Origin of the sequence: Pontibacter sp. BAB1700, from assembly GCF_000277005.1 — a bacterium.
Taxonomy (GTDB): domain Bacteria; phylum Bacteroidota; class Bacteroidia; order Cytophagales; family Hymenobacteraceae; genus Pontibacter; species Pontibacter lucknowensis.
On sequence record NZ_AKIS01000041.1, the window covers coordinates 25149 to 51180 of the forward strand.

A 26032-nucleotide genomic window follows, 5' to 3' on the forward strand; every position below is an offset into this window, starting at 1 on the left:
AGGGAAGGGAGTTGAGAAAGCCCTCGCTCGCGCCCCGCGAGTGTGAGCTATCTGGCGGACCCCGGCCGCTTTGGTTTGTACCTGTCGGTACAAGTGGCGGGACGCCACTGAATAACGCACACTCGCGGGACGCGAGCGAGGGCTCAAGAAAACAAGGAGAATACACCTTTACTAAAAATAAACCCAAAAACTCCCCTCCTGTTTTTAGGTAGGGGGGCGGGGGGAGGTGAAACCATGCAGCACATCCATAACTACATTGACGGCCAGTTAGTCATGCCTGTGGCAGGGCAGTATATCGACAACTACAACCCCGCTTTGGGCGAAGTGTACTCGCTTATACCTGACTCCGACGAGCAGGACGTGGAACAGGCGGTGCAGGCGGCTTTGAAAGCTTTCCCGGCCTGGTCGAACACACCTGCCGAGAAGCGGGGGCAGATTTTGATGCGCATTGCCGACCTCATTGACCAGAACCTGGACAAGCTGGCTGAAGCCGAATCAATAGACAATGGCAAGCCGCTGAAACTGGCGAAGTCGGTGGATATACCGCGGGCGAGTAGCAACATGCGCTTTTACGGCACGGCTATTCAGCACTTCGCTTCGAAAGCGCATTACATGGAGGGTACTAATGCCATCAACTATACCGTGCGCCATCCGCATGGGGTGGTGGGCTGCATTTCACCCTGGAACCTGCCGCTATACCTGTTCACCTGGAAGATTGCCCCTGCCCTTGCCGCGGGCAACTGTGTGGTGGCAAAGCCTTCTGAAGTCACGCCCATGACGGCCTACATGCTTTCGGAAATCTGCATAGAAGCGGGCTTACCGGCGGGTGTGCTCAACATCGTACACGGCTACGGCCACAAGGTAGGTGCGGCCATGACGGCGCACCCGAAAGTGCCGGTTATCTCTTTTACGGGTGGCACGGCCACAGGGCGCACCATTGCTGCCACGGCGGCCCCGATGTTCAAGAAGCTGTCGCTGGAGTTGGGCGGCAAAAACCCGAACATCATCTTTGCGGACTGCGACTTCAATAACGCCCTGCATACCTCTATCCACTCCTCCTTCGCCAACCAGGGTCAGATTTGCCTCTGTGGCTCCCGCATTTTCATTGAGCGGCCGCTTTATGAGAAATTCCGCGATGCTTTTGTGGAGAAAGTAAAAGCCTTGCAGGTAGGCGACCCGATGGAAGAAGGCTCAAAAATGGGCGCCATGGTATCGGAACAGCACATGCAAAAGGTCCTTTCCTATATCGAACTGGCCAAACAAGAGGGCGGCACCATCCTTACGGGCGGACACCAGGTGCAGGTAGAAGGACGTTGCCAGAACGGCTGGTTCATCGCCCCAACCATCATCGAGGGACTGCCCTACACTGCCGCACCAACACCGAGGAAATCTTCGGCCCGGTTGTCACCCTCACCCCTTTCGACACCGAAGAAGAAGTCATCCAATACGCCAACTGCACCGACTACGGCCTCGCCGCCACCATCTGGACACAGAATCTGCAACGTGCCCACCGTGTCGCGCACCAAGTGCATTCAGGAATCATCTGGGTGAACACATGGCTCCTACGTGACCTCCGCACACCTTTCGGCGGCATGAAGAATTCGGGGGTAGGTCGTGAAGGTGGATTTGAGGCGCTAAGATTCTTCACCGAGCCGCAGAATGTTTGTGTAAAGTTGTAGGAAACCCTTGCGTCTGAAGAACCTTGTGACGAGAGACGGAGAAAGCCGGCTAAACTGCTGGTAGAAGGAAGCTGAGAAATAATCCGGATTTCTTCCATCCCCAAAAGGACAGAAAGGAATGTAGAAGCCTCATAATCCGGCTCCTTCTTTACCCATGCCTGCATTTCTCCGTACCTTTGCAGGATGGACTTTAAAAGAAGAAGACTGGCCGTTACGCTTCGGAACCAGATTAACTATCCTTTACAGTTTAACCCATTTGTATTCAGCAAGATATTCTTGTTGTGGATAGCTATTGGCATTATTGGCGGTATCATTGCAGGCATTTACTGGATGGTTCTGGAGGGATTGCTTCACTTTCTGGCACCTGTACAGGGTCTGTATGTGATTCCGCTCATGGCTGGGGCTGGCCTGCTCGCCGGACTTATTATCCACTATCTCGGCGACCCCGGCGAGATGGATCTTATTGTCAATAACATCCGCTTTAAAGGAGGGCACCTGGAGCCGAAGAACAATCCTTCCATGATCTTGTCGTCGTGGTTGTGTATCGCAAGTGGCGGTAGTGCGGGCCCGGAGGCACCCTTGGTGCAAGTAGTTGGCTCCACCGGTACCTGGATCGCAAAACAGCTCAAAATCAGGGGCGAAGACCTCCGATCCCTGACCATAGCAGGTATGGCCTCTGCTTTTACAGCCCTATTTGGGGCGCCGCTTGGAGGCACTCTGTTCGCTCTGGAAATCCTGCATCACAAGCACGTAGTAGAGTATTACCAGGCGCTTATACCTGCCTTTGTCGCCAGCTGCTCCAGCTATGTTGTTTTTATCCTGATCACGCATATTGGCATAGGCCCCACCTGGAATTTCCCTGTGTACTCCACCCCTGAGCTAAACGACTTCTTTTACGCAATGCTCTATGCGCTGGCAGGTACCGCGGCGGGCTGGCTTTTTATATTTACAGTGCGTCAGTGCAGAGCCCTCTTTAAAAAATTCAGGGTACCGATCTATGCGAAAATGGCAGTGGGTGGATTTCTGATCGGCATCATCGCCTATTATGTTCCACTTTCGCGTTACTTCAGCCACGATGAACTCAATGTACTCCTAGCCGAAGAATTCACGCTAGGTTTTCTGCTTCTGCTATTGGTAGCCAAGATTCTGGCCATCAGCTTTACAGTTACCTCGGGGTGGCGGGGTGGATTTATCATTCCGCTTTTCTTTGTAGGAGCTACTGTAGGTATGATTGTCAACCAGGCTTTCCCCGGACAGAACTTGCCGCTTATCCTGATTAGCTGTATGGCCGCTATTAATGCCTGCGTTACCCGCACTCCTATCAGCACCATTATTTTACTTGCAACACTCACTGGATTCCAGCACTTTATTCCGATCATGTTTGCAAGTCTTACAGGGTTCTTTTTGGCTCCCAAAACTCCACTGATTAATGCACAGCTTGGGGTAAAAGAATAGTCTATCTCTCAATGCCTCCGGGTGCTCATGTGCCTTTGACTGTTTATCACGTAAGTATTTAGAAACAGTGACTTAGAGACTTGAATAAAAACACAAGTTCCGGACAATCTGCTTCCAGTTTACTCAACTCGCTTGGCCTGGGTGAGTCAGAATGGCGTACGCAAGGTATAGCACCGCAGACGCTGGTGGGCATTTACCATGACTTTCTGCGGCGCAAGGCGGAGTTACTGGAAATTGCAGCGCAGACAGCCCAAAGCCTGCAGCACCTACCCGAAGTACATGCTGTGCGCTATCGGGTAAAGGACCCCCTGCATCTGTTGCGCAAGGTGATCCGCAAGAAATCAGAGTATCCCGACCGCCACATTGACGAGCATAATTACGTGGACTGGATCAATGACCTGGCAGGGGTGCGGGTGCTATACCTACACAAGACTGCCTGGCATGCTCTGGGAAAACACATACAAGCCACCTGGGAACTGAAGCGCCCCCCTTTTGCCTATATCTCTCCTGGCACAGCTACAACTATCATTCAAGAGTTTGAAAAAGCCGGTGTAAACATCCGTCTGCACGACCACGGCTACCGGGCGGTGCACTTTGTAGTGAGCACCCAGCCTAAACGGCAACGCTACTTTGCAGAGATACAGCTGCGCACGCTTTTCGAGGAAGGCTGGAGCGAAATAGACCATAAGGTGCGTTACCCTGACCACAGCTGCAATGCCTTTGTGCGGGACTTGCTTAACCTGCTCAACCACTTCACAGGCCAGGCCGACCAGCTAGCCTCTTTCATCAAAACGGTGCTGGAGAAGTTGCACGGCCATACCCCGCTTACCGAGAAGGAACGGGCACGACTACACACTCAAGTAAACCAGTTTACTATACCTGACACAGAAAAGCAGCGGCTATACCTGCACCTCAATGCCCTGCAACGGAAAAACAGCTAGGCCATAAAAGCAACAAGGCTCGCCATTGCTGGCGAGCCTTGTTGCTCAGGTATAAATTACAATTTTCGGGCTTCGCTCCAGGTATAGCAACATGTTATACCTTACTGGTTTTGCTCTGTAGTCGGGTTAATCAGGTTGCGCTCCAGGAAGTCGGTCATCATTTTGAAGCGGTGCAGGCTTGTGATGCCGCCACCCACGCCGTGGTTACGGTTCGGATAGTAGAAACTTTCGAACTGCTTGTTGGCGCTGATCAGGGCGTCCTGCATAGCCACCGCGTTCTGGAAGTGCACGTTGTCGTCACCAGTACCGTGAATCAGCAATAGCTCACCTTGCAGTTTATCAGCAAAGAATAACGGCGAGTTATCGTCATAGCCAGCAGCATTTTCCTGCGGCGTTTTCAGGTAACGTTCTGTGTAGATAGTGTCGTAGAAGCGCCAGTTGGTCACCGGAGCTACTGAGATGCCGGCACGGAACACGCCATTGCCTTTGGTCAGGCCAAGCAGTGTCATGTATCCACCGTAGCTGTGACCCCAGATACCGATGCGGTCTTTGTCTACGTACGGCTGGTTGCCCAGCCACTTGGCTGCTTCTATCTGGTCTTCAATCTCATACTTGCCGAGGTTCGCATAAGTCACTTTCTTAAAATCAGCACCACGGGCGCCAGTACCACGGTTGTCTACACTTACCACAATAGCACCTTTGTTGGCCAGCACCTGGTACCACAGGTAGTTGGCACCGCCCCAGCTATTGGTTACTGTCTGCGAACCCGGGCCACCGTACACAAACATCAGCACTGGGTACTTTTTCTTCGGATCGAAATCAGTTGGTTTGATCATCCAGCCATTCAGCTGTGTGCCGTCCGGGGTTTTCATGGTAAAGAACTCCTGCTTGGCGATATCATACTGGGCCAGTGTGCTCTTCAGTTTCTGATTATCTTCCAGTACCTTGATCAGCTTGCCGTCTTTGGCTGAATGCAGGCTTACGGTAGGTGCTTCGTTGGCAGCAGAATGGTAATCCAGGAAGTATTTGAAGTCGTTGCTCATGTTCACGCGGTGCGTACCGGCTTTCTCAGTAAGGCGGTTTTTCTTGCTGCCTTTGCTGTTGATGCTGTACAGGTGTCGCTCCAGCGGCGACACTTCCGTAGATATGTAATACAGGCGGTCGTTCCTCTCGTCGTAGCCGATGTAATTGCTCACTTCCCAGTTACCTTTCGTGATCTGGCGCACCAGTTTGCCGTTCATGTTGTGCAGGTACAAGTGGTTGAAGCCGTCTTTCTCAGAAGAGTGAATGAAGTGCTTGCCATCTTTCAGGTAAGTCAGGTCGTCAGTGATGTCGATATAGGCTTTGTCTGTCTCCTTCAGCACCACGCTGGCTTTACCGGTTGTCGCGTTGGCGTGCAGCAATTCCAATGTGTTCTGCAAACGGTTCATCTTCTGGATAGAAAGCAGGTTGCTGTCATTCGTCCATTTGATGCGCGGGATGTAGATGTCTGCCTCGTTGCCTGTGTCCATTTTCACAGTCTGGCCATTGCCCACATTGTACACCGAAACGGTTACAATAGAGTTGGCCTCACCGGCTTTCGGATACTTGAACTTGTAGTCCTGTGGGTATAGCTCGCCCCACATCTGCATGTTAAACTCCGGTACGTTGGTCTCATCGAAGGTATAGAAAGCGATCTTAGAGCCGTCTGGTGACCAGTGGAAGCCCTGCGCAAACGAGAACTCCTCCTCGTATACCCAGTCAGCGTACCCGTTTATGATCGAGTTGAACTTGCCGGTGTTGGTAATCTGCTTCTCCTGCATGTTGCTCAGATCCACGAAGAACATATTGCCCTCACGCGCAAAAGCGACACGCTTCGCATCCGGCGAGAAAGTAGCGTACAGCTGCTTGCCGCCATTGCTCAGCTTGGTCAGTTTCTTGGTGGCGATGTCATACACATAAAAATCAGCCTTTGAAGATCGACGGTAGATCTGCTCTCTTTCAGTAGCGAACAAAACCTTTTTCTCGTCTGAGCTGAAGGTATAGCCATCAAACTTAATTGGCTTGTCACTGCCTTCCGGCTTCAGGTCTTCGCCTTCGATGATGGTGTTCACCGGCTGACCTGTCGTCACGTCGTAGCGCACAATGTCGTTTACGCCGTTCTTCTCGTCCGCTACCTGCGAGCTGTAGTAGCGGCCGTCGTTCATCCAGTTCACGCCGTACACCGACTTGGCCGAGAATGTGCCATTGCGGTAGATATCCTCCAGCGTGACTTCTTTTTTCTGCTGCGCCTGCGCTACAAAAGCGAAGCACAAAAGCACGACAGCCAGAAAATTAGTTTTGAGGTTGATATGCATGTGTTTAGGGTTAGTTATAGTTTAGCCTTGCTAATTTATCAGAATAATATGGTATTGCCATACCTTACCGCCAAAACCATACCGCACACAGGTATAGACACAAAAAAGCGGCATCCCTTTCGGAATCTGCCGCCTTTCTGAAAACAGGAAAAAAATCTTTAGAAGTTATACCCGAATGTCAGCATCACGGTGTTCAGCTTATCCTCAATGTCTACTACTGGCACGAATACAGAAGGATCGTTGAAGTTGTATGGACTGTACAGGCTATTGGCCGTCGAGCTTGTAAAGGCAACATCAGCATAATATCTGTTCAGGCGTATACCTGTGCCCAAGGTGAAGGTGTTTATCTTGCCATCAAAATCGGCATTGCGGTAAGGGTCACCCGTGATGGCATAACCTGCTCTGAAGCGGAACACTTCGTAACGCGCCTCCGCTCCCAGCCTGAAGTTGAGGGCCGACTGATATGTGCCCGAAATACGGTCATTCACACTATTGAAATAAGTGCTGTTGCCTCCAAAATCATCGCTTTCAGAAAAACGGGCATTTGCATAGTCCACGTATTCAATGTCTGCGGCTATGAAACCGTACTTCTGAATGAAGAAGGCCACACCACCCGATGCACGGAAAGGCGTTGTCAGCTTATAGGAGAACTCACCTGGCAACTCCACGGCACTATAGTTTTCACCCGGCAAAAACTGGGAATACATAGAGCGCTGGTATGTTTCGTTGAAGTTATACAGGGTCGGCGTTTGGATAGACGCTCCCAGTCGGATGACATCAGACGGCCGAACGATTATACCCAGTTTCAGGTTAACGCCTGTGCACGTGTTCTGTACTCATCACGCAGCTCCAGGCTGGTAAAATCGGTACTGGCATCTTCTTCTGTCTCTCTAAAGATGCGCTCCTGCCTGAAGTCTGACGTAATCACACCAAGCGACGCTCCCAGGTATATTTTGTCGCGATAGCTGGTACCACCAGCTATGTCGATCTGATTCTGAGAACCCCTTCGGATAATCTCCTCTGATTGGTTGACATTTCCTATCCGATCAGTAGGTATAGCAAAGCCGTCTTCGTCAAAGTCAAACAGGAAGGTACCATAAGCCAGTCCCTCCATAGACGTATAACCATTATTGAACTCGTTGTCCAGGTCTGTTTGTGTGCGGCCACGCAGGTTTGCCAGTTCTGTAAAGTATTCGACAATAGTTGGATCTTGCCCGCCGGCTGTGTTGCGGTATGAGGTTCTGTTATTGAAATTATTGAGCCTGCTGAAGCTTATGCCAAATGTAGCACCGCGCCAGTCGCTATTCTCGTCACTTTGACGGTCAGCGAACACAAAACCAATGTGAGGCACAGCAACATTGTTACGTTCGTCGTTAGTAGATATCCCTCCCACACGGCCTGTTGATGTAGAGAAGCCAAGGCCTGGCGTGATGCTAAACTCAGAACGTCTGAACATGCCCAGGCCTGCTGGGTTAGATGCCATGGTGGAAACGTCTGCACCGAGTGCCGTTTGCGCTCCGCCTATACCTTGAATACGTGCGAAGCCTGTGAGTCCGTAACGGGTGTAGCGCAATGCGTCTACCTCGTCTTGGGCAAAAGCGGTTCCGCCCCAGCCCAGCATAAGTGCCAGGCTGGCGGAAACAATCTTAGTTATTTTCATGGATCAGTGGTTTGTGATTAGTTTCCTCCTCTATTTCCACGGCCACCGCCGCTGGAGTTAGTTCGTACCGGAGGACTAGATGTACCGGAACTTCTGGTTGGTGGTGAGTAGCTTGGCTGCGAGCGCTGCACCGGCTGGCTACGCTGGTAACTTGGCTGCGAACGCTGTACCGGCTGGCTGCGCTGATAGCTTGGCTGAGAACGCTGTACCGGCTGGCGCTGAATCTGCTGACTCTGCACAGGCTGCTGGATTCTTTCCTGGCGCTGCGTAGGCTGCTGTATACGCTGCTGGCGCTCCACTGGTCGTGGCTGCGTTGCCGGCGACACATTGCCTTCTCTTGACTGATTGAGTCGCTGCACTGGCTGTTGGCCTTCCGGCTGCTGACGCGATGGTCTTACCTGACCGCTCTGCGGGTCATAACCACGGTTTGTAGTAGCCGGTCTGGACGGCAACGCACGACCTGTATTCTCTCCTGCGTTAATCTCCTGGCCTCTTACGTTTGTGTTGCCTGTAGCACGCTCTGTTCTACCTGGTCGTGCATAATCTACACCTTGCGTAGAACGCTGTTCATCTCTTACAGACTCCGATCTGTTCGGACGTCCGGCTACTCGCTCCGGGTTCCCTGAAGCTGGCACTACACTACGCTCACCACGTGGACCGTACTGCACCTGGCGCTGCTGCACAACACCCGGACGGTCATAGATATAGCGGTTACTGCCATAGAAGCCTCGGTTATATCCGTGATAGAAGCCGGCATAGTAGTTATTATGTGGCCAAAATCCACCGCCCCAGAATGGATCATACATACCATAAGGGCGTCCCCAAGGATGTCCCCAGCGGTTCCAGCCGGATCCCCAGCCCATGCTCAAGCCAATGTTCACACGCATGCCTCCTCTGTGAAAGAAAGGGTCATACATGAACGGATCGTAGAATGGATCATAAAAGAACGGGTCGTAGAATGGACTAACGCGACGATGCACGTAAGCAGTTGTCCAGTATGGATCCACGTAAGCATAGTTAGGCGTGTTCCAGGTTGCCTGCGGACGATAGGTACGGCCGTCATAGTACTCGTCGGCGGTATAGTTTTGAGTTACATCACCAGTAGCGGCCTGCTGATTGTCTTCAGCTGGAGCGTACTGCTGCTGTTGGGAAGCCTGAGCCTGGGGCTGCACATACTCGGTACGATCTGATGAGCTGTAGTACATATCATCATACTCTGTCGACTGCATAGCTACCGGGCTACTGCAACCAACCGCGAAAAGTGCAATCACAGGGGCTAGTGCGGTGTATATGTTTAATTTTTTCATGGCCTTCTGTGTCTAAAAATGCTTCTATATCAAAGATATAAACACAATAGCGCAAAACCTTATCAATAGTATAATATATTAACGTAATTTTGAGCGAGAATGATATTAAATCTTCACTATGTGGAAAGCAATATTCATTCCAAAAAGATTAACAATTACGGATATAAGATAAATTTTTTCAAATAATGAGCAAAGGGCTGCCAAAAAGAAGCGAAGACTATTCGCAGTGGTATAACGAGCTGGTGAAAAAGGCCGGTTTAGCGGAGAATTCCGCTGTGCGTGGCTGCATGGTGATCAAACCTTACGGTTACGCCATCTGGGAGAAAATGCAGCGTCAGCTGGATGACATGTTTAAGGCCACCGGCCATGAAAACGCCTATTTCCCACTGTTTGTACCCAAGAGCTTGTTTGAAGCCGAAGAGCAGAACGCCGAAGGCTTTGCCAAGGAATGTGCTGTAGTAACGCACTACCGTTTGCAAGCCGATCCTGATAAACCAGGCAAGCTGCGCGTTGACCCGAATGCCCGACTGGAAGAAGAACTGATCGTACGTCCAACTTCGGAAGCTGTGATCTGGAACACTTACAAAGGCTGGATCCAAAGCTACCGCGACCTGCCTATCCTGGTGAACCAGTGGGCTAACGTGGTGCGCTGGGAAATGCGTACGCGCCTGTTCCTGCGCACGGCTGAGTTCCTGTGGCAGGAAGGCCACACGGCCCATGCTACCGCTGAGGAGGCCATTGCCGAAACAAAGCAAATGCTGGAAGTATACGCCACTTTTGCTGAGCAATACATTGCCCTGCCGGTGATCCGTGGTGTGAAAACACCTAACGAGCGTTTCGCCGGTGCTTTGGATACCTATTGCATCGAAGGCTTGATGCAGGATGGCAAGGCGCTGCAAGCAGGTACGTCTCACTTCCTGGGCCAGAACTTTGCGAAGGCATTTGATGTGAAGTTTGCGACCAAAGAGGGCGGACTGGAGCACGTATGGGGTACCTCGTGGGGGGTGAGTACCCGTCTGATGGGTGCGCTGGTAATGGCCCACTCCGACGACGAAGGCCTGGTGCTGCCTCCAAAACTGGCTCCTATCCAAGTGGTGATCGTGCCTATTTACAAAGGCGAGGAGCAACTGGCCCAGATCAGCGAGAAAGTGCTGCAACTGAAGAAAGAGCTCGAAGCCAAAGGCATCAGTGTGAAGTTCGACAACCGCGACACGGAGCGCCCTGGCTTTAAGTTTGCCGAGTGGGAATTGAAAGGGGTTCCGGTTCGCCTGGCCATCGGTGCCCGCGACCTGGAGAACGGCACCGCCGAAGTGGCCCGCCGCGACACCAAGGAGAAGAGCACCCAGCAATTCGACAGCCTGGCTACTTATATCCCTGCCCTGCTTGATGAGATCCAGGAGAACATCTACAACAGAGCACTGACATTCCGGGAGGAGAACACAACGAAGGTAGACAGTTACGAGGAATTCAAACAAGTACTGGATACCAAGGGTGGCTTTGTGCTGGCTCACTGGGACGGAACACCGGAAACAGAAGAGCGCATCAAAGAAGAAACCAAGGCGACTATTCGCTGCATTGCCCTCGACACGCCTGAGGAGGACGGCGTGGACATGATCACAGGCAAGCCATCGAAGCAGCGTGTATACTTTGCAAAGGCTTACTAGCATCAGCTATACCTGAGCTTAAACCAGAATTTATAAAACAGAGAGCCATTTCCTGCGGGAGATGGCTTTTTTGTTTTACACACAGTATAAATTAAATGAAGCGATCAGGGTAATTGAATCGCAAAATCGCTATATTTACCTAAACCTACTCCGAAACTATGCTCTTAGACTGGCTTACAGTAGTGCTGCTGATCGGCATCGGTCTTGTTCTGATTGTGGTGGAGCTCATCTTTGTACCGGGTGTCACCATCGTCGGCATTCTGGGCTTTATACTCGTAGCCGTGGGCATCTGGATCAGCTATGCCGCCCTGGGTACGGAAACCGGGCACCTTGTGCTGGCAGGGTCAGTCCTGGCTGGCGGGCTGGCGCTTTTCTATAGTTTCAGGTCGGATGCCTGGTCTCGGTTTGCGCTCAAAGACAGCATCAAGAGCCGTGTAAACGAAGAAAGTCCTCACCTGCTCGAAGTCGGAGAAGAAGGCAAAACCGTTTCGGCACTGCGTCCGCAGGGCACGGCCATTTTCAAGGAGCGCCGCCACGAAGTGCAGACAACAGGTGCTTTCCTGCCGCCCAATACCCCCGTGCGTATCATCAAAATAGTAGCGAATAAAATCACAGTAGAAGCAATTACCTAAAACAACTCAATGGAAAATTTTTCAGTCTTATTCCTGATTGCGGGCGGCATCATCCTGCTGCTCATCTTTCTTTACTTCGTACCGATCAGCCTCTGGATCACGGCCCTTTTCTCGGGCGTTAAGGTAGGTCTGCTGGAGCTGGTGTTCATGCGTATCCGTAAGGTGCCGCCAAGCCTTATTGTCAACTCCATGATCAACGCCACCAAAGCAGGTATAGACGTAACTACTACCGAGCTTGAAACCCACTACCTGGCAGGCGGCAACGTGCCGAATGTAATCAAAGCCCTCATCTCAGCTGACAAAGCCAATATCCCACTTTCCTTCAAGCAGGCTACTGCCATTGACCTGGCAGGTCGTGACGTATTTGAGGCCGTAACGACTTCCGTAAATCCGAAAGTGATTAATACACCAAATGTGGCTGCTGTAGCGCAGGACGGTATTCAACTGATCGCCAAAGCCCGTGTAACCGTGCGTGCCAACATCATGCAATTAGTGGGCGGTGCCGGTGAAGAAACTATCCTGGCCCGTGTGGGCGAGGGTATTGTAACGTCTATTGGCTCCTCCAGCTCTCACAAAAGCGTACTCGAAAACCCGGATATCATCTCGAAACTGGTACTCCAAAAAGGCCTGGATGCCGGTACCGCTTATGAAATTCTTTCGATTGATATTGCCGACATCGACGTGGGTGAGAACATCGGTGCAAAGCTGCAGATAGACCAGGCGGGAGCCGACCTGAAAGTGGCTGAGGCCAAAGCAGAAGAGCGTCGCGCCATGGCTGTTGCCGTAGAGCAGGAAATGAAGGCCAAGGCACAGGAAGCCCGCGCTTCTGTAATTGCAGCTGAAGTAGAGATTCCGCAGGCTATCTCAGCGGCCTTCCGCAGTGGCAATCTGGGCATCATGGACTACTACAAGATGCAGAACATCCAAAGCGATACTGACATGCGCAATTCCATTGCCAACCCAAACCAGGGTGGGCAGAATAAGCCTAAGGAGTAAATTATACCTGACTCTAAAAAGCAAAAGGGCTATCCATAAACTGGGTAGCCCTTTTACTTTCTTAAGGGAGTTCAGCTTTAAACTTTACCACTAAATGCGAGCCCCAATCGTCTGTACCACGCTGGTGTGTATAGTACCCTTCTTTAGTTTCTTTGTCAAGGTGAAACCTGGAGCTGCCCCCACCTACATAATTATGTGCAATGAGCCTGTCAGCCTTGTTCTCATTTTGATCATAGAAATTAAAGTATGGGTAATTATAAGACCAAAATTCACCGCCAATGGGTATCCGATCTACTACAAAGGTCATGGGCAATTGATCTCTGGAAATGTTGTACTTAGTATCGCTTCTATATATAACCTGTTCTGCATTGTTTTCATAAGTGGACACCTGCAGGTATACATCAGGGTTGCCTTCCGAAGGAGCAGATATGTCACCGCCCTCTAAGGCATAGTTTTCAAGATAACTGCGCAGTTGCACTTCATAGGCATATAGCTGCGCTACTTTCACCACTTTTATTACCGTTTTGGCCTGGCCGTTGGTATAAGTTGTAAGCTTTACAGTATAGCTCCCCGGCTTTTTATAGCTAAACATATCAGGTATACGCGAAGTAGATGTCTCGCCATTTCCAAAATCCCATTTATAAGCATCAGCCTGGCTTACATCTTTAAAGGCAACACCCTCCCATACTGTATAAAACTCTTCCGGAATAGTAAACTCAGGTGTGGGAATGACTACGGGATCGTCTTTTTTGCAGGAAGCGAAGAGGGCTAGTGCCGCAACGGCAGCAAGTAGTTGTTTTCTCATGTTATCAGAAGGGGGTTAAAGGGTTTTTGTTTTGCTGAGCAGTGCATTGTGCACTGCTCAGCAAAACATTAGTTTTGATCTATATAGCCAAAACTATACCAAAAAAAAAGCCCGCGACCATCATCGCGGGCTTTTTCTATTTATCTTTTCCTGAAGATCTTAGCTTTCTTTCAGCGTGATCGTGCGGGTTACCGAGTTGTAAGGACCAGGTATAACAGCACCGGCGTTGTTGATCAGCTCCAGTTTGATGGTGGTTTCTCCCATTGGCAAGCCTTCGATGATGTGTGGCATCCATTTGTCCAGCACGAATTCGTTGCCGTTGATGGTAGCACGAACCTTATTGCCGGTTGTCGAAAGGTCTGTATTGATCAGGTAGAAGTCCAGCATGATACGGCGGGTATCGGCACCTACGTACTCACCCTTCGGACGGCTGTAGAACATGTGCTGGCCCTTCATATCGAACTCCATACGCTGCTGTGGTCTGCCCACTGTCACCATGCGCAGGTCGTAAGCACCTCTGTGCTTCAGGCTTTCATGGTAAGAACGCGATATGAATGAAAGAACCACGTGCTCGCCTTCCTCCATCTCTTTTGTGAAGGTAGTCTCGTAATGCGCAGTATAAGGCTCGTTGTCCACGATGTTGTGGATATGCTGTCCTTCCTGCGAGTTGGCCATGAACTCCGAATTGGAGTGCGGCGTCATACGGGTCAACTGGAAGTTAGATAGTTCATATGAAAACTCTACCGGTCCTGGCTGCACTACACCATTAGCTGGAGGAGTATTCAGGCGAAGCTGTGACTCCGGGTATTTCTGTGAATCGTCGAAAGCGAATACACGCAATCCACCCTTGCTCATAACAGCTCCGGTAGGTGTTGGCCCTGTAGTAGTAGCCATCACAGGGGTACGCGTTTCGTCATCCTGCATCTGGCGTGTCGTATCGCAGGAAGCAAATGCCAGCATAAGGGCCGAAGCAAAGAGTAAGTAGGTTTTTTTCATCGAAAGAGGGTTTGAATTAGCAAATAGCCAATATACTGATTTTATTTGTATATTGCGCACTACGTAATATTAACGTAAAAGTATACAAAAAAGACTATATGAGCGAGATTTTGTTTGATGAAGTTCCTTCATTGGACTTAGCTGATTTTACATCGGGAGATGAAGGACGCAGAGCGCGGTTTGTGCAGCAGTTGGGAAACGCTTATCAGAACATTGGCTTTATCGCCCTGAAAAACCACGGCCTGAGCGATGACCTGACGGAAAGACTCTACGCAGCTGTTAAGAAATTTTTTGCCTTGCCCGATGAGGTAAAGCAAAAATACGAAAACCCTGAACTTGCCGGCCAGCGTGGCTATGTAGGCAAGGGTAAAGAGAAAGCGAAAGGCTTTAATACTGGCGACCTGAAAGAATTCTATCACGTAGGCCAGGAGCTGAGCGGTATTCCGGACAGCGACCCGATCAAGGCAGAATATCCGGCTAATATCTGGCCATCAGAAGTCCCAGAACTTGAGGAGGTAACGCTGGAAGCTTACAGAAAGCTGGAAGCGGCTGGCAAGCAGGTATTGCGCGCCATCGCTCTGCATCTGGGTCTGGAAGAAACTTACTTCGACGAAAAAGTGAAGTACGGTAACAGTATTCTGCGCCCGATCCACTACTTCCCGATCGAGAACCCTGACCAGGTACCGGCTGACGCAGTTCGCGCCGCTGAGCACGGCGACATCAACCTGATCACGCTCCTGATGGGCGCCAGCGCTGACGGTCTGCAGGTATTGCGCCGCGATGGCAAGTGGATCCCGATCACAGCACTGCCGGAGCAGGTAGTTGTAAACGTAGGCGACATGCTCGCCCGCCTGACCAACAACAAGCTGAAGTCGACTATCCACCGTGTGGTAAACCCACCGCGTGAGTTGATGCATACTTCCCGCTACTCTATTCCGTTCTTCATGCACCCGCGTTCAGAAATGGATCTGACCTGCCTGGAGAGCTGCATAGACGAGCAGAACCCCAAAGCCTATCCTGATGCTACTGCAGGTGAATACCTGAACGAGCGCCTGGTGGAGCTTGGGCTCAAGAAAGCTTAATTGAACTGAAACCAGTAAGAAGAGAGATGGTGTCCGCACTGTCTCTCTTTTTTTGAACCTACGGCATGAGTCTGCGCTACTACATCTTTCTGAAAGACGTACTATTGCTCGCCCTGACGGCCTTTGGCGGTCCGCAGGCACATGTCGCTATGATGTTTCGGTTGCTGGTGAACAAGCGCCGCTACCTGACAGAGCAGGAGCTGATCGAACTTAATGCTCTGTGCCAGATCCTCCCTGGCCCTACCTCTACCCAAACTCTGACAGCTATAGGCTATCGCATTGGTGGCCCCAATCTGGCCTACCTGACGTTGCTAGTATGGCTTCTGCCAGCCTCCAGCATTATGGCTGCAGCCGCCATAGGTATTTCTTACCTCCAGGAAAACAACATATCACTCCAATTTCTGCGCTTCATACAACCCATGGCGGTAGGCTTTGTATCCTATGCAGCCTATGCGATCAGCACTAAAGTGGTCAATACCAAACTGGCCATCGGTATTATGGTAGTGTCAGGTATACTGGCCTATTTCTTCCACTCTCCCTGGGTATACCCGCTATTGCTGCTGGCTGGAGGAGCTATTACGGCGCTTCGATTCCGCCAGCATCCGCAGGAAAAAGACAAGAAACTACACATTCAGTGGGCTAACTTTATACTTTATGTCGGCGTGCTGATTACGGCAGCTGTGTTGGGTGGAGCTACATCGTCACTCCCCATCAGGCTATTTGAGAACTTCTACCGAAACGGGAGCCTGGTGTTTGGCGGTGGACAGGTGCTGATCCCCCTCATGTTCACTGAGTTTGTTGACTTTAAGGAATACTTATCAGCTGAAGAGTTTCTGTCAGGGTTTGCCATTGTACAAGCTCTTCCCGGACCGGTCTTCTCTTTCTGCTCTTTTATTGGCAATCTGGCTATGCGTGAGCACGGTGTGTGGGGTCAATTGCTAGGCTCACTTGTAGCCACAGTTGGCATCTTCCTGCCCGGCACTTTCCTGATCTTCTTCGTGATTCGTTTCTGGGACGATCTAAAAAAATACAGGGTCGTACGGGCATCGCTGGAAGGTATAAGCGCCGTAAGTTCAGGCATGGTGGTAGCCGCAGCCGTTATGCTCTATCGCCCCATCGATAATACTCCCCTTAACTTTGGCATCGTAGTGGCGACCTTTTGCCTGCTCCTCTTCACCCGTATACCTGCCCCGATCCTGATTCTGGTGGGCTTTGCTTTAGGCTTTATTTTCTAGCCGCGCTATACCCGATCTCAGGCCCTGTTCAAATAAAAAGCTGCCCATGCATGAGCATAGGCAGCTTTACGGCTTAGGTTTGGCCTCGTATCTACCTACCGAAATGTCTTTTCTTTCATGATGCGGAGCAAGTACTCGCCGTAACCGCTTTTGCGGAGCGGCTCTGCGGCGGCTCTTAGCTGCTCGTCGTTGATGAAGCCCATGCGCCAGGCCACCTCCTCGATGCAGCCGATCTTGAGGCCCTGCCGCTCCTCGATCACCTGCACGAAGGTGGCCGCCTGCATCAGCGAGGCAACCGTGCCCGTGTCGAGCCAGGCCGTGCCGCGGTTGAGCACGCCCACCTTCAGCTTGCCCCTGCGGAGGTACTCGCGGTTGACGTCCGTGATCTCGTACTCGCCCCTGGCGCTGGGCTCCAGGTTCCTGGCTATTTCAACCACCTCGTTGTCGTAGAAGTAGAGGCCCGGCACGGCGTAGCTCGACTTGGGCTCACTCGGCTTCTCCTCGATGGAGACTGCCTTTCCCTGCTCGTCGAACTCGACCACCCCGTAGCGCTCCGGGTCCTGCACGTGGTAGGCGTACACCACGCCCCCGTCGGGGTCGGCGTTGGCCTGCAGCAGTTTGCTCATGCCCGAGCCGTAGAAGATGTTGTCCCCCAGCACCAAAGCGACTTTGTCGTCCCCGATGAACTCCTCCCCGATCACGAAGGCCTGGGCCAGCCCGTTGGGCGTCTCCTGCACCCTGTACTCAAAGCGGCAGCCGATCTGCGAGCCGTCGCCGAGCAGGCGCTCGAACATGGGCAGGTCGTGCGGCGTGGAGATGATCAGGATTTCCCTTATCCCGGCCAGCATCAGCGTGGAGAGCGGGTAGTAGATCATGGGCTTGTCATACACCGGCATGAGCTGCTTGCTCACGGCCAGCGTCAGGGGGTGCAGGCGGGTGCCGGAGCCCCCGGCCAGAATGATACCTTTCATTTGTCTTCGGTCAGTTTGTGGTTAATGCCCGGGCGCGCCTGTCGGCAGGCGCCTCCCCGGCAAAGGTAAAGAATCTTTCGCAATGGCCGCTCGAGCTAGCCTCAGAGGCCCTGTCTGAACGCGGCGAAGCTGCCGCTCTCGCGGTCCTTGGCCGAGACGACCAGCTCAGTCGCCTCCAGGCCCCAGTCGATCGAGAGCTCGGGGTCGGCGTAGTGGATGCTGCCCTCCGACTCCTTGTGGTAGTAGTTGTCGCACTTGTAGAAGAACTCGGCCTCCTGGCTGAGCACCACGAAGCCGTGGGCGAAGCCGCGCGGGATGAAGAGCTGCAGCTTGTTTTCGGCGCTGAGCACCACCGAGAAGTGCTCTCCGAAAGTCGGTGAGTCGGGCCGGATGTCCACGGCCACGTCGAGCACCTCCCCCTTGAGCACCCGCACCAGCTTTGCCTGGGCGTGCTGCCCGCGCTGGAAGTGCAGCCCCCGCAGCACGCCGCGCGTGGAGAAGGACTGGTTGTCCTGCACGAAGCGCACCTCTTTTCCCACTAATGCGTTGAACCGCTCCTCGTTGAAGCTCTCGAAGAAGTGGCCCCGCTCGTCTGCGAAGACCGCCGGCTCGAGCAGCAGGCAGTCCCCCAGGTATGTCTCTTTTACTTTCATCCGTGTTCTTTTCCTTCCCTTTTTCTATCTCTCCCCGTACTGCTCAGCGTAGTACTGCTGGTAGTGGCCACTCGTGACCTCCTCCAGCCAAGCCTCGTTTGCCAGGTACCAGTCGACGGTCTTTCTCAAACCCTGCTCGAAGGTCACCGAGGGCTCCCAGCCCAGCTCCTCCATCAGCTTGGAGGAGTCGATGGCGTAGCGGGCGTCGTGGCCGGCGCGGTCCCTGACAAAGGTGATCAGCTTTCTGCTGGTACCCTGCTCGCGTCCCAGCCTCTCGTCCATCACGTCGCAGAGCAGCTCTACAAGATCAATGTTGCGCCACTCGTTCACCCCGCCCACGTTGTAGGTCTCCCCCACCTGGCCGCGGTGGAAGATGGCGTCGATGGCCCGGGCGTGGTCTTTCACGTAGAGCCAGTCGCGCACGTTCTCGCCCCTGCCGTACACGGGCACCGGCCTGTTCTCCTTAATGTTGTGGATGGCCAGCGGGATCAGCTTCTCGGGGAAGTGGTGGGGGCCGTAGTTGTTGGAGCAGTTGCTCAGTTTCACCGGCAGGCCGTAGGTGTGGAACCAGGCCCGGACGAAGTGGTCCGAGGCGGCCTTGGAGGCCGAGTAGGGCGAGCGCGGGTCGTAGGGCGTGCTTTCGGTGAAGAGGCCCTCGGCGCCCAGCGAGCCGTACACCTCGTCGGTGGAGACGTGGTAGAACAGTTTGCCGGCGTAGTCCCCCGCCCAGCTTCTTCTGCAGGCCTCCAGCAGGTTCACCGTGCCCAGCACGTTGGTCTCGACGAAGGCCATCGGACCTGCGATCGATCGGTCCACATGCGACTCGGCTGCCAAGTGAATCACCGCCTCAAATCTGTGCTCAGAAAAAATCTGCTCCAGAAAGGACGCGTCCGTGATGTCGCCCTTGAGGAAGGTGTAGTTGGGCTTGCCTTCGATGTCTACCAGGTTCTGCAGGTTGCCCGCGTAGGTGAGCGCGTCGAGGTTGAAGATGCGGTAAGCAGGGTAGGACTCCACGAAAAGCCGCACCACGTGCGAGCCGATGAAGCCGGCTCCGCCGGTGATAAGTATGTTCATAATGTAGGGTTATTCTATTGTATTCTGTAAATGCATTTGCCAGTCCCAGGCGCTCTTCATGGCTTCTTCCAAGGTGGTGGTTGTCTTAAAACCTAACTCCTCAGTAGCCTTGGTTACGTCGGCGTATATTTTAGGCACGTCGCCCGGACGGCGCGGACCGATCTTGTAGTTAAGCTTTTCGCCAGTAGCCTGCTCAAAAGCCTGCACCGCCTCCAGCACTGTGTTACCAGTGCCAGTGCCCACGTTGAAGAACTCGATATGCTCCGCCTTATCAGACAGCAGTCTGTCAATGGCTACAACGTGTGCCTTCGCCAAATCCACCACATGCACATAGTCGCGGATGCAGGTGCCATCTGGGGTGTCGTAATCGTTACCGAAAATCGTAAGCTCTTTGCGTATACCTGCTGCAGTTTGAGTAATGAATGGCACCAGGTTGTTCGGAACTCCAAGCGGCAGTTCGCCTATTTTGGCCGAAGGGTGCGCCCCGATTGGGTTGAAGTAGCGCAGTGCGATCGTATGCACGTCACTGCCACTGGTGGCTAAATCAGCCAGGATCTCTTCACAGATTTTCTTGGTGTTACCGTAAGGAGAATTGGCTTTCTGCACCGGTGTTTGCTCCGTTACAGGCAGCTTATCAGGTATACCGTATACAGTGCAGGATGAGGAGAAAACCAGTTTATTTACTTTAAACTCCTCCATCACCTGCAGCAAAGCCACCAGTGATCCCACATTGTTGTGGTAGTACTTGAGCGGCTCAGCCACCGACTCGCCCACAGCTTTGTAAGCGGCAAAGTGAATCACGCCGGCTATACCTGTTTCCTTTTCAAAGACACTGCGTAGCGCTGCCCCATCCGTACAGTCGATGCGGTGGCAAGTGATCTCGCGACCCAGTATATCGGCTATACCTTGCAAGGAGCGCTCCTCGGTATTTGAGAAATTGTCGATGATAATGGGCTCGTAACCTGCCTCTACCAGTTCCACCACGGTATGGGAGCCGATGTACCCCGCCCCACCTGTCACTAATATTTTCTTCATATCATTTGTTTTCAAGCTTGCAAAAAGCTTTCATGCTGTGCAGCCGCTTATGACGGGCTACTGTTAATAACTTGTATATTCTGGTTGATCGCCAACAGATCAGCAATCACTTCCTAGGCATCTTCTGGTGCTATGTATACTTCATCAAAGCAACAGGAGGTATCACAAAAATATAATATTAAACTGTATATATTGGTATAGGCACACGAGACGTGGCCCTGGCAGATTAAGCGCTGCTTTATTAATGCATAGAAGACTTTACAGCTCCCCTCTCACGATCCTGTCTTTGCCAAAAAGGTCCTGTATTACCTGCGCCTGCGTAAAACCTGCCTGCAGCAGCAAATTCCGTACTTCTTCGCCATACTGTTCATTTATTTCAAAGTACAGCCGACCGCCTGTTTTGAGCAGCTCTGCCCCTATTTCGGTAATGCGCCTATAATACTTCAGCGGGTCCTCATCAGGCACAAACAGAGCCAGATGGGGCTCGAACTCCAGCACATTGGTGCGCATCAGAGCTTTCTCCTGCTCTTTGACATAGGGCGGGTTGCTGGTGATAATATCCAAGGAATGGGATGCTATACCAAGGAGCGGCTCGAATACGTCCTGCTGCAGCCAGGCCACCGGTAATTTCAATTGGCGGGCATTCGCTCGGGCTACCTTCAATGCGCCTTCTGATAGTTCCAGCCCATATACCTGGCGGACCTGCAAATTGGCAGCCAGTGCCAAAGGTATACAGCCGCTGCCTGTGCAGATGTCAAGTATTTGAAGATTACTGTGGCCCTGATGCTCACGCGCAACTAAATCTACCAATTCCTCTGTTTCGGGGCGGGGTATCAGCACGCGTTCATCTACCTGGAGGTCAAGGCCGTAGAAGTGGGCTATACCAAGCACATACTGTACTGGCTCCTGCTTTTGCAGCCGTTCCACAGCCTGCTTTATCTGCATTTCCTGCTCTTCATTGACTTGGTCCTGCTGCCCCAGGCTGAGCTGCATACGGTTTTTCTGCAGCACATGCTCCAGCACCAGTTGTGCAATGGCACCGGCCTCAGGTTCGGGATAGGCATGTTGTATGCTTTCACGTATGTGTCTCGCTGTTTGCTGTATGGTGGCCACAGGTATAGGTTTTGTTTGATTTTAGGTAACTTTGCAAAAGTAAAGTTTTATCGCGTATAAGTCACAAGTGTAAAATCAACTCGCTTTCTATTATTGATTTGGTTTTTCCTTGATCTTAAACCCTTTAACTCCTAAGCTCCTGAACTTGACTGACGAACTCTACATGCGGCGTGCGCTGGAACTGGCCAGACTGGGCAGTGGCTATATCTATCCAAATCCCATGGTGGGCTGTGTGGTGGTGCATGAGGGGCGCATTATCGGCGAGGGCTGGCACCGCAAGTTTGGTGGTCCGCATGCAGAGGTGAATGCCATCGCCAGTGTGCAGGACAAAAGCCTGTTACCTAAAAGCCGGGTATACGTAACGCTGGAACCTTGCTCGCACTTTGGCAAAACTCCTCCTTGCGTCGATCTGCTGATTAGCAGTGGCATACGCGATGTTGTGATCTGCAATACTGACCCGAACCCTAAAGTGGCAGGGCGCGGCATCAAGAAGCTGTTTGATGTGGGCGCACGGGTGAAAGTCGGCCTGCTGGAAAACGAAGGTTTGGAGCTGAACAAGCGCTTCTTTACGTTCCATACCCAAAAGCGGCCTTACATCCTGCTGAAATGGTCAGAGTCGGCAGACGGGTTTATCAGCGGACCAAACAACCAGCAGGTGCAGATCAGCGGTCCGTTGTCGCGCAGGCTGGTACATAAGTGGCGCTCCGAAGAGCAGGCGATCATGGTGGGCAGCCATACGGCAGCGGGTGACAACCCACGCCTCGACACCCGCTTTTGGCCTGGCCACAGTCCGCTGCGGGTGGTCATCGACCGCAAACTGCAGCTGCCCGGCCACCTGCACCTGTTCGACAAGAGCCTGCCAACCATAGTGTATACCTACCAGCAGCGGGAACAGCAGCACGAGAACCTAGCTTATGTACAGCTCCGCGAAAACGAGCCGCTGCTGCCACAGCTGATGCAGGACCTACACCAGCGCCAAGTGTTGTCTCTGCTCGTGGAGGGCGGCACTTACCTGCTCAAAAGTCTGTTGAAGGAAAACTTGTGGGACGAGGCGATCTGTTTCAAGAGCCAGACTTGTGTCCTGCGTGAGGGCACGCCAGCTCCGGGCATGATACACAGCCACCTGCTCGAAATGCAGACCGCTGGATCAGACAGGCTGTTGCATTACCGAAATAGTATATCAGAACTTAACTTATAAACCCGCGCTGGGGTGCTTTACCGCTTACAGGTATAGATTTACTCCATAGCGTACTTATACCTATATTTTATCCATTATGGCTGAATCACTTATAGTAGACCAGAATCTAACGAAAGAAGAAAAATATAAAGCCCTGATGCCTCAGATTGAGGCGCTGGTAACCGGCGAAACCGACCTGATCGCCAACCTTTCCAACATGATGGCTGCCCTGCGCCAGGGCATGGGCTTCTTTTGGGTAGGCGTGTATTTCAACAAAGAGGGCCAGCTGGTGCTGGGTCCCTTTCAAGGGCCGGTGGCTTGTACCCGCATTCCTTATCACAAAGGCGTATGTGGCGCCTGCTTCACCCGCCAGGAGACAATTCTGGTGCCTGACGTAGAAGCCTTCCCAGGACACATTGCCTGCAGCAGCGACTCTAAATCTGAGATCGTGATACCAGTGATAAAAGATGGCGAGGTGAAACTGGTGCTGGACGTGGACAGTGACAAATTAGACGATTTTGACGAGGTTGACCAGAAGTACCTCGAGCAACTGATGAAGCTCGTAGAAAGCTGGTATTAAGCTCTACTTTCGCTTAAAAAAATGGTCTTATTCCTGCTTCGGGGTAAGGCCATTTTTTTAGGGTGCTCCATCAAAAAGTTTACTCTATTACAGCTTCACCCGCATGCCTAGCGCCAGGTTAAATATCTTGCCCGGCCCCAGGTATCGCGGATTCTGGATATATGAAATCAGGTACTCGGCACTGCTGCCCACTTCGTAGTACAGCCCAAACCGTTGCAGTTTCTCTACACGAGTGAAGTCCACCTGCCCACCCAGGTATAGGTATAGGTGCACTGCCGTCGGGAAACCATAGTAGCCTCGGCTATACTTGTCGTGGTGCTCAAAGATAAAATACTCCTTGCCGAAGGTATGGCTCAATTGAAACCCGGTGCGCAACGGCTGCCAGTCCAGCGACCTTACGGGCACAGGCTTAAAAGGCACAAAAGTGGTCTTCAGGGCGGTCGTCCAGATGCGATCTCCTCCAATTCGCTCTGGCAGATAGCCCATAAGTAAATCTGTCTCCAGCTTTTCACGAAAGAAGCTCCGTCCAACACCAGCCGACACAAGCCCGATGCTACCTGCATACTGCACCTTTGCATGATAGGGTGAAAACGAGCGTTCCTGCCCATGTCCCTCATATGGACTCAACAGAAATAGCAGAGCAACGAGATATGTGATAAAAACCCGCTCCATATCAGTAAGCAATTCTATCAAAACTATACCCTCCTGCCCATACCTTCAGGTATGTAAATTCACGCTTCTTTACCGTGGAGGTAGCCAGGTATAGCACCTCCTCATCGTAGCGGAAATCGGCCCTGAAACCATGGATATGGCCGTGCAGACTCAACTGCACCCGTTCACTCTCCTTCAGTGTTCTATGGAAAGCTCTTTCCAGAGCCGTATCAAAGTCATCGTCATAAGGCGGTATGTGCGACACTGCGATGGCCTGCACCCAACTATCGCCTTCCTGGTGAACCAATTGTTTACTCAGCCAGTCGATATCGGGTACTTTCCCATTATAGTTATACTCCAGGCTATTGGTATCGATGAATACAAAGCGGGTATGCCCGTAGTCAAAGGCATAGTTAAAGTCACCGTACATCTGCTGGTATACCTTGCGGCCGTTGCCCAGCATGTCGTGGTTGCCGATCACGGTCAGGTATGGCCACTTTAATCGTTTCATGATGTCGTGCACCCACCGGAACTCCTGTGACATGCCAAAGTCAGAGATATCACCCTGATGGATGACGAAGTCGATGTGGGGGAAGGTGTTGGCGGCGTCAACAAAGGCGCTGGCGGCGTCATAAAAGCGCTGGGTGTCGCCCATCACAAGCAGGTGCAGCGTATCACCGGGTTGCTGGTTTTGTAGTCGCGCCAGGTTGTGGGCGGTGAGGTCGCGCTCGTCGTCGTTTAGTATGATCTGGTTCGGGTGGTACTCAAACAGCTCTTCACAGGACGAAAGCAAAGCCAGGCTCAGTGTCAGTAACAGGTAGCAGATATGTTTCATAGTTGCCTCAGGCGGCACAGTTATGCTCTAATCTGCTAACGCTATACGAAAGAGAATGTTAATGTGCAGCGATCAACATACAGTCTCCTGATGCTGCTTACAAAGGCAGCCCTGTTTGCTACACAGGAACAAAAACAACTGATCTGAAGCTCTTTACAGTGAGCTTAACAAGTAAAAAAGCCGGCCCAGGGTATCCCAGGGCCGGCTTTTTTATACCTCTTGCAGGGTATATTTATTCTTTAGTATCTCATCCGAAGAAGGTTGGAGTTTCGGTCTTGAGCTGAGCAATCACAGTTTGACCGCCTTTGGTCTTCTGACCAAGTTCCACTTTCACCTCTGTGTCCAGTGGCAGAAAAATATCCACACGCGAACCAAATTTGATGAAACCGAACTCCTCGCCCTGGCTTACCTCATCGCCTTCGTTCACATACCACACAATACGACGCGCCATGGCACCGGCAATCTGGCGGAACAGTACTTCTGGGCCAGCAGTAGACTCCACTACCACTGTCGTACGCTCATTCTGCGTGCTCGACTTCGGGTGCCAGGCCACAAAGTAATTGCCCGGATGATACTTGAAGTAGCTCACGATACCTGACACCGGGTTACGTGTGATGTGCACGTTGATTGGCGACATGAAGATCGAGATTTGCTTGCGCTTGTCTTTGAAATACTCTGTCTCCTCTACCTCCTCGATCACCACCACCTTGCCGTCGGCAGGCGCTACGATCAGATCTTCGTGCAATAACAGGTTGCGGTAAGGACTGCGGAAAAACTGCAGGATAAGCAGAAACAGAACAACTGAAACACCGGAGAAAATCTTATTGAAGGTATTGTTGTCGGCGTTGAAATTGTAGAGCAACAGGTTGAGCACCAACAAAATCAGCAATGTAAAAAATAGAATCCTTCTTCCTTCCTTATGAATTTTCATCCGTGAAAACTAAATGCTACAGGTCTTATATAACTTATAATAGCCATCCAGTTTCGTAGATGGGCTATTATCTGCTTCAAAAATATATAACTTTCGTTTATTTTAATAAAAATCTTCTCTTAGAAACCGCCGCGGTACTTATAAGTCATCGCTACTTTGTCGATTGCCACGATGTAAGCCGCAATACGCATCGGCACGTTGTACTTCTGAGAGGCAGCATACAC

At 51.9% G+C, this 26032-nt stretch carries 24 protein-coding genes and 1 pseudogene; 11 read left to right on the top strand and 14 right to left on the bottom strand.

Features of this window, described 5'->3' with window-relative positions; translation table 11 throughout:
* Nucleotides 1-273: 273 nt before the first annotated feature.
* From O71_RS05550 to O71_RS05560, 4 genes and pseudogenes are all read left to right on the top strand, one after another.
* Nucleotides 274-1302, top strand: a pseudogene (locus tag O71_RS05550) (aldehyde dehydrogenase family protein); the annotation flags it as partial.
* Between the two features lie 11 nt (nucleotides 1303-1313).
* On the top strand, nucleotides 1314-1679 hold the full coding sequence (locus tag O71_RS26340; protein ID WP_255345346.1) for an aldehyde dehydrogenase family protein: 366 nt from the start codon (nucleotides 1314-1316) through the stop codon (nucleotides 1677-1679).
* Between the two features lie 183 nt (nucleotides 1680-1862).
* The gene (locus tag O71_RS05555) at nucleotides 1863-3134 is read left to right on the top strand and encodes a chloride channel protein (protein WP_007654178.1); all 1272 of its coding nucleotides are present in this window, start codon (nucleotides 1863-1865) and stop codon (nucleotides 3132-3134) included.
* Between the two features lie 80 nt (nucleotides 3135-3214).
* Nucleotides 3215-4075, top strand: coding sequence for a RelA/SpoT domain-containing protein (locus O71_RS05560; protein WP_007654186.1), 861 nt, complete (start codon nucleotides 3215-3217; stop codon nucleotides 4073-4075).
* A 101-nt stretch (nucleotides 4076-4176) separates the two neighbouring features.
* Here O71_RS05560 and O71_RS05565 read toward each other — a convergent pair whose 3' ends face one another.
* From O71_RS05565 to O71_RS05580, 4 genes are all read right to left on the bottom strand, one after another.
* Nucleotides 4177-6411 carry a S9 family peptidase gene (locus O71_RS05565; protein WP_007654187.1) on the bottom strand — a complete coding sequence of 745 codons (2235 nt, stop codon included), beginning with the start codon at nucleotides 6409-6411 and terminating at the stop codon, nucleotides 4177-4179.
* A 158-nt stretch (nucleotides 6412-6569) separates the two neighbouring features.
* Nucleotides 6570-7118 (bottom strand): hypothetical protein, encoded by a 549-nt coding sequence (locus tag O71_RS05570; RefSeq protein WP_040573733.1) that lies wholly within the window; start codon nucleotides 7116-7118, stop codon nucleotides 6570-6572.
* 98 nt (nucleotides 7119-7216) lie between these two features.
* Nucleotides 7217-8071 (bottom strand): hypothetical protein, encoded by an 855-nt coding sequence (locus O71_RS05575; protein ID WP_040573736.1) that lies wholly within the window; start codon nucleotides 8069-8071, stop codon nucleotides 7217-7219.
* A 17-nt stretch (nucleotides 8072-8088) separates the two neighbouring features.
* Nucleotides 8089-9378, bottom strand: a complete 1290-nt coding sequence (locus O71_RS05580) for a hypothetical protein (protein ID WP_007654188.1) — start codon at nucleotides 9376-9378, stop codon at nucleotides 8089-8091.
* 185 nt (nucleotides 9379-9563) lie between these two features.
* Here O71_RS05580 and proS point away from each other — a divergent pair, with 185 nt between their 5' ends.
* The 3 genes from proS to floA all read left to right on the top strand — a co-directional run bounded on the left by proS (nucleotide 9564) and on the right by floA (nucleotide 12670).
* Nucleotides 9564-11042 carry a proline--tRNA ligase gene (gene proS, locus O71_RS05585; RefSeq protein WP_007654189.1) on the top strand — a complete coding sequence of 493 codons (1479 nt, stop codon included), beginning with the start codon at nucleotides 9564-9566 and terminating at the stop codon, nucleotides 11040-11042.
* A gap of 158 nt (nucleotides 11043-11200) precedes the next feature.
* Nucleotides 11201-11674, top strand: coding sequence for an NfeD family protein (locus O71_RS05590; RefSeq protein ID WP_007654192.1), 474 nt, complete (start codon nucleotides 11201-11203; stop codon nucleotides 11672-11674).
* A gap of 9 nt (nucleotides 11675-11683) precedes the next feature.
* Entirely contained in the window at nucleotides 11684-12670 is a 987-nt protein-coding gene (floA, locus tag O71_RS05595) for a flotillin-like protein FloA (RefSeq protein WP_007654193.1), read from the top strand.
* 61 nt (nucleotides 12671-12731) lie between these two features.
* On the opposite strand, the gene O71_RS26345 is transcribed toward floA, so the two are convergent.
* Both O71_RS26345 and O71_RS05605 read right to left on the bottom strand, forming a co-directional pair.
* Nucleotides 12732-13475: a PKD domain-containing protein gene (locus O71_RS26345; RefSeq protein WP_007654194.1), complete on the bottom strand. Its 744-nt coding sequence runs from the start codon at nucleotides 13473-13475 to the stop codon at nucleotides 12732-12734.
* 159 nt (nucleotides 13476-13634) lie between these two features.
* On the bottom strand, nucleotides 13635-14471 hold the full coding sequence (locus tag O71_RS05605) for a hypothetical protein (RefSeq protein ID WP_007654195.1): 837 nt from the start codon (nucleotides 14469-14471) through the stop codon (nucleotides 13635-13637).
* A 98-nt stretch (nucleotides 14472-14569) separates the two neighbouring features.
* On the opposite strand from O71_RS05605, the gene O71_RS05610 reads away from it, so the two are divergent.
* Nucleotides 14570-15553 (top strand): isopenicillin N synthase family oxygenase, encoded by a 984-nt coding sequence (locus O71_RS05610; protein WP_007654196.1) that lies wholly within the window; start codon nucleotides 14570-14572, stop codon nucleotides 15551-15553.
* Nucleotides 15554-15618: 65 nt separating this feature from the next.
* Nucleotides 15619-16788 carry a chromate efflux transporter gene (gene chrA, locus O71_RS05615; RefSeq protein ID WP_007654201.1) on the top strand — a complete coding sequence of 390 codons (1170 nt, stop codon included), beginning with the start codon at nucleotides 15619-15621 and terminating at the stop codon, nucleotides 16786-16788.
* Between the two features lie 95 nt (nucleotides 16789-16883).
* Here chrA and rfbA read toward each other — a convergent pair whose 3' ends face one another.
* The 5 genes from rfbA to prmC all read right to left on the bottom strand — a co-directional run bounded on the left by rfbA (nucleotide 16884) and on the right by prmC (nucleotide 21634).
* Complete coding sequence (gene rfbA, locus O71_RS05620) at nucleotides 16884-17759, bottom strand: glucose-1-phosphate thymidylyltransferase RfbA (RefSeq protein WP_007654203.1); 876 nt, start codon at nucleotides 17757-17759, stop codon at nucleotides 16884-16886.
* Between the two features lie 101 nt (nucleotides 17760-17860).
* A complete protein-coding gene (gene rfbC / locus O71_RS05625) occupies nucleotides 17861-18412 on the bottom strand; it encodes a dTDP-4-dehydrorhamnose 3,5-epimerase (protein WP_007654205.1) in 552 nt (183 codons plus the stop codon).
* Between the two features lie 24 nt (nucleotides 18413-18436).
* Entirely contained in the window at nucleotides 18437-19486 is a 1050-nt protein-coding gene (rfbB, locus tag O71_RS05630; RefSeq protein ID WP_007654207.1) for a dTDP-glucose 4,6-dehydratase, read from the bottom strand.
* 9 nt (nucleotides 19487-19495) lie between these two features.
* The gene (gene galE / locus O71_RS05635; RefSeq protein WP_007654210.1) at nucleotides 19496-20521 is read right to left on the bottom strand and encodes a UDP-glucose 4-epimerase GalE; all 1026 of its coding nucleotides are present in this window, start codon (nucleotides 20519-20521) and stop codon (nucleotides 19496-19498) included.
* A gap of 258 nt (nucleotides 20522-20779) precedes the next feature.
* Nucleotides 20780-21634 carry a peptide chain release factor N(5)-glutamine methyltransferase gene (gene prmC / locus O71_RS05640; protein WP_007654212.1) on the bottom strand — a complete coding sequence of 285 codons (855 nt, stop codon included), beginning with the start codon at nucleotides 21632-21634 and terminating at the stop codon, nucleotides 20780-20782.
* A gap of 145 nt (nucleotides 21635-21779) precedes the next feature.
* On the opposite strand from prmC, the gene ribD reads away from it, so the two are divergent.
* Nucleotides 21780-22832, top strand: a complete 1053-nt coding sequence (ribD, locus tag O71_RS05645; RefSeq protein ID WP_007654215.1) for a bifunctional diaminohydroxyphosphoribosylaminopyrimidine deaminase/5-amino-6-(5-phosphoribosylamino)uracil reductase RibD — start codon at nucleotides 21780-21782, stop codon at nucleotides 22830-22832.
* Nucleotides 22833-22908: 76 nt separating this feature from the next.
* Nucleotides 22909-23391: a GAF domain-containing protein gene (locus O71_RS05650; RefSeq protein ID WP_007654217.1), complete on the top strand. Its 483-nt coding sequence runs from the start codon at nucleotides 22909-22911 to the stop codon at nucleotides 23389-23391.
* Between the two features lie 87 nt (nucleotides 23392-23478).
* On the opposite strand, the gene O71_RS05655 is transcribed toward O71_RS05650, so the two are convergent.
* The 3 genes from O71_RS05655 to O71_RS05665 all read right to left on the bottom strand — a co-directional run bounded on the left by O71_RS05655 (nucleotide 23479) and on the right by O71_RS05665 (nucleotide 25808).
* The gene (locus O71_RS05655) at nucleotides 23479-24018 is read right to left on the bottom strand and encodes a hypothetical protein (RefSeq protein ID WP_155800579.1); all 540 of its coding nucleotides are present in this window, start codon (nucleotides 24016-24018) and stop codon (nucleotides 23479-23481) included.
* A 46-nt stretch (nucleotides 24019-24064) separates the two neighbouring features.
* Nucleotides 24065-24877 (bottom strand): metallophosphoesterase, encoded by an 813-nt coding sequence (locus O71_RS05660; RefSeq protein ID WP_007654227.1) that lies wholly within the window; start codon nucleotides 24875-24877, stop codon nucleotides 24065-24067.
* A gap of 247 nt (nucleotides 24878-25124) precedes the next feature.
* The gene (locus O71_RS05665; RefSeq protein ID WP_007654230.1) at nucleotides 25125-25808 is read right to left on the bottom strand and encodes a phosphatidylserine decarboxylase family protein; all 684 of its coding nucleotides are present in this window, start codon (nucleotides 25806-25808) and stop codon (nucleotides 25125-25127) included.
* Nucleotides 25809-26032 lie beyond the last annotated feature (224 nt).

Bases quoted from the DNA above. Each gene is read 5' to 3' on its own strand.
- O71_RS05555 (WP_007654178.1), top strand. From the start codon at position 1,863: ATGGACTTTAAAAGAAGAAGACTGGCCGTTACGCTTCGGAACCAGATT.
- O71_RS05565 (WP_007654187.1), bottom strand. From the start codon at position 6,411: ATGCATATCAACCTCAAAACTAATTTTCTGGCTGTCGTGCTTTTGTGC.
- O71_RS05570 (WP_040573733.1), bottom strand. From the start codon at position 7,118: ATGTATTCCCAGTTTTTGCCGGGTGAAAACTATAGTGCCGTGGAGTTG.
- O71_RS05575 (WP_040573736.1), bottom strand. From the start codon at position 8,071: ATGAAAATAACTAAGATTGTTTCCGCCAGCCTGGCACTTATGCTGGGC.
- O71_RS05580 (WP_007654188.1), bottom strand. From the start codon at position 9,378: ATGAAAAAATTAAACATATACACCGCACTAGCCCCTGTGATTGCACTT.
- proS (WP_007654189.1), top strand. From the start codon at position 9,564: ATGAGCAAAGGGCTGCCAAAAAGAAGCGAAGACTATTCGCAGTGGTAT.
- O71_RS05590 (WP_007654192.1), top strand. From the start codon at position 11,201: ATGCTCTTAGACTGGCTTACAGTAGTGCTGCTGATCGGCATCGGTCTT.
- floA (WP_007654193.1), top strand. From the start codon at position 11,684: ATGGAAAATTTTTCAGTCTTATTCCTGATTGCGGGCGGCATCATCCTG.
- O71_RS26345 (WP_007654194.1), bottom strand. From the start codon at position 13,475: ATGAGAAAACAACTACTTGCTGCCGTTGCGGCACTAGCCCTCTTCGCT.
- O71_RS05605 (WP_007654195.1), bottom strand. From the start codon at position 14,471: ATGAAAAAAACCTACTTACTCTTTGCTTCGGCCCTTATGCTGGCATTT.
- O71_RS05610 (WP_007654196.1), top strand. From the start codon at position 14,570: ATGAGCGAGATTTTGTTTGATGAAGTTCCTTCATTGGACTTAGCTGAT.
- chrA (WP_007654201.1), top strand. From the start codon at position 15,619: ATGAGTCTGCGCTACTACATCTTTCTGAAAGACGTACTATTGCTCGCC.
- rfbA (WP_007654203.1), bottom strand. From the start codon at position 17,759: ATGAAAGGTATCATTCTGGCCGGGGGCTCCGGCACCCGCCTGCACCCC.
- rfbC (WP_007654205.1), bottom strand. From the start codon at position 18,412: ATGAAAGTAAAAGAGACATACCTGGGGGACTGCCTGCTGCTCGAGCCG.
- rfbB (WP_007654207.1), bottom strand. From the start codon at position 19,486: ATGAACATACTTATCACCGGCGGAGCCGGCTTCATCGGCTCGCACGTG.
- galE (WP_007654210.1), bottom strand. From the start codon at position 20,521: ATGAAGAAAATATTAGTGACAGGTGGGGCGGGGTACATCGGCTCCCAT.
- O71_RS05650 (WP_007654217.1), top strand. From the start codon at position 22,909: ATGGCTGAATCACTTATAGTAGACCAGAATCTAACGAAAGAAGAAAAA.
- O71_RS05660 (WP_007654227.1), bottom strand. From the start codon at position 24,877: ATGAAACATATCTGCTACCTGTTACTGACACTGAGCCTGGCTTTGCTT.
- O71_RS05665 (WP_007654230.1), bottom strand. From the start codon at position 25,808: ATGAAAATTCATAAGGAAGGAAGAAGGATTCTATTTTTTACATTGCTG.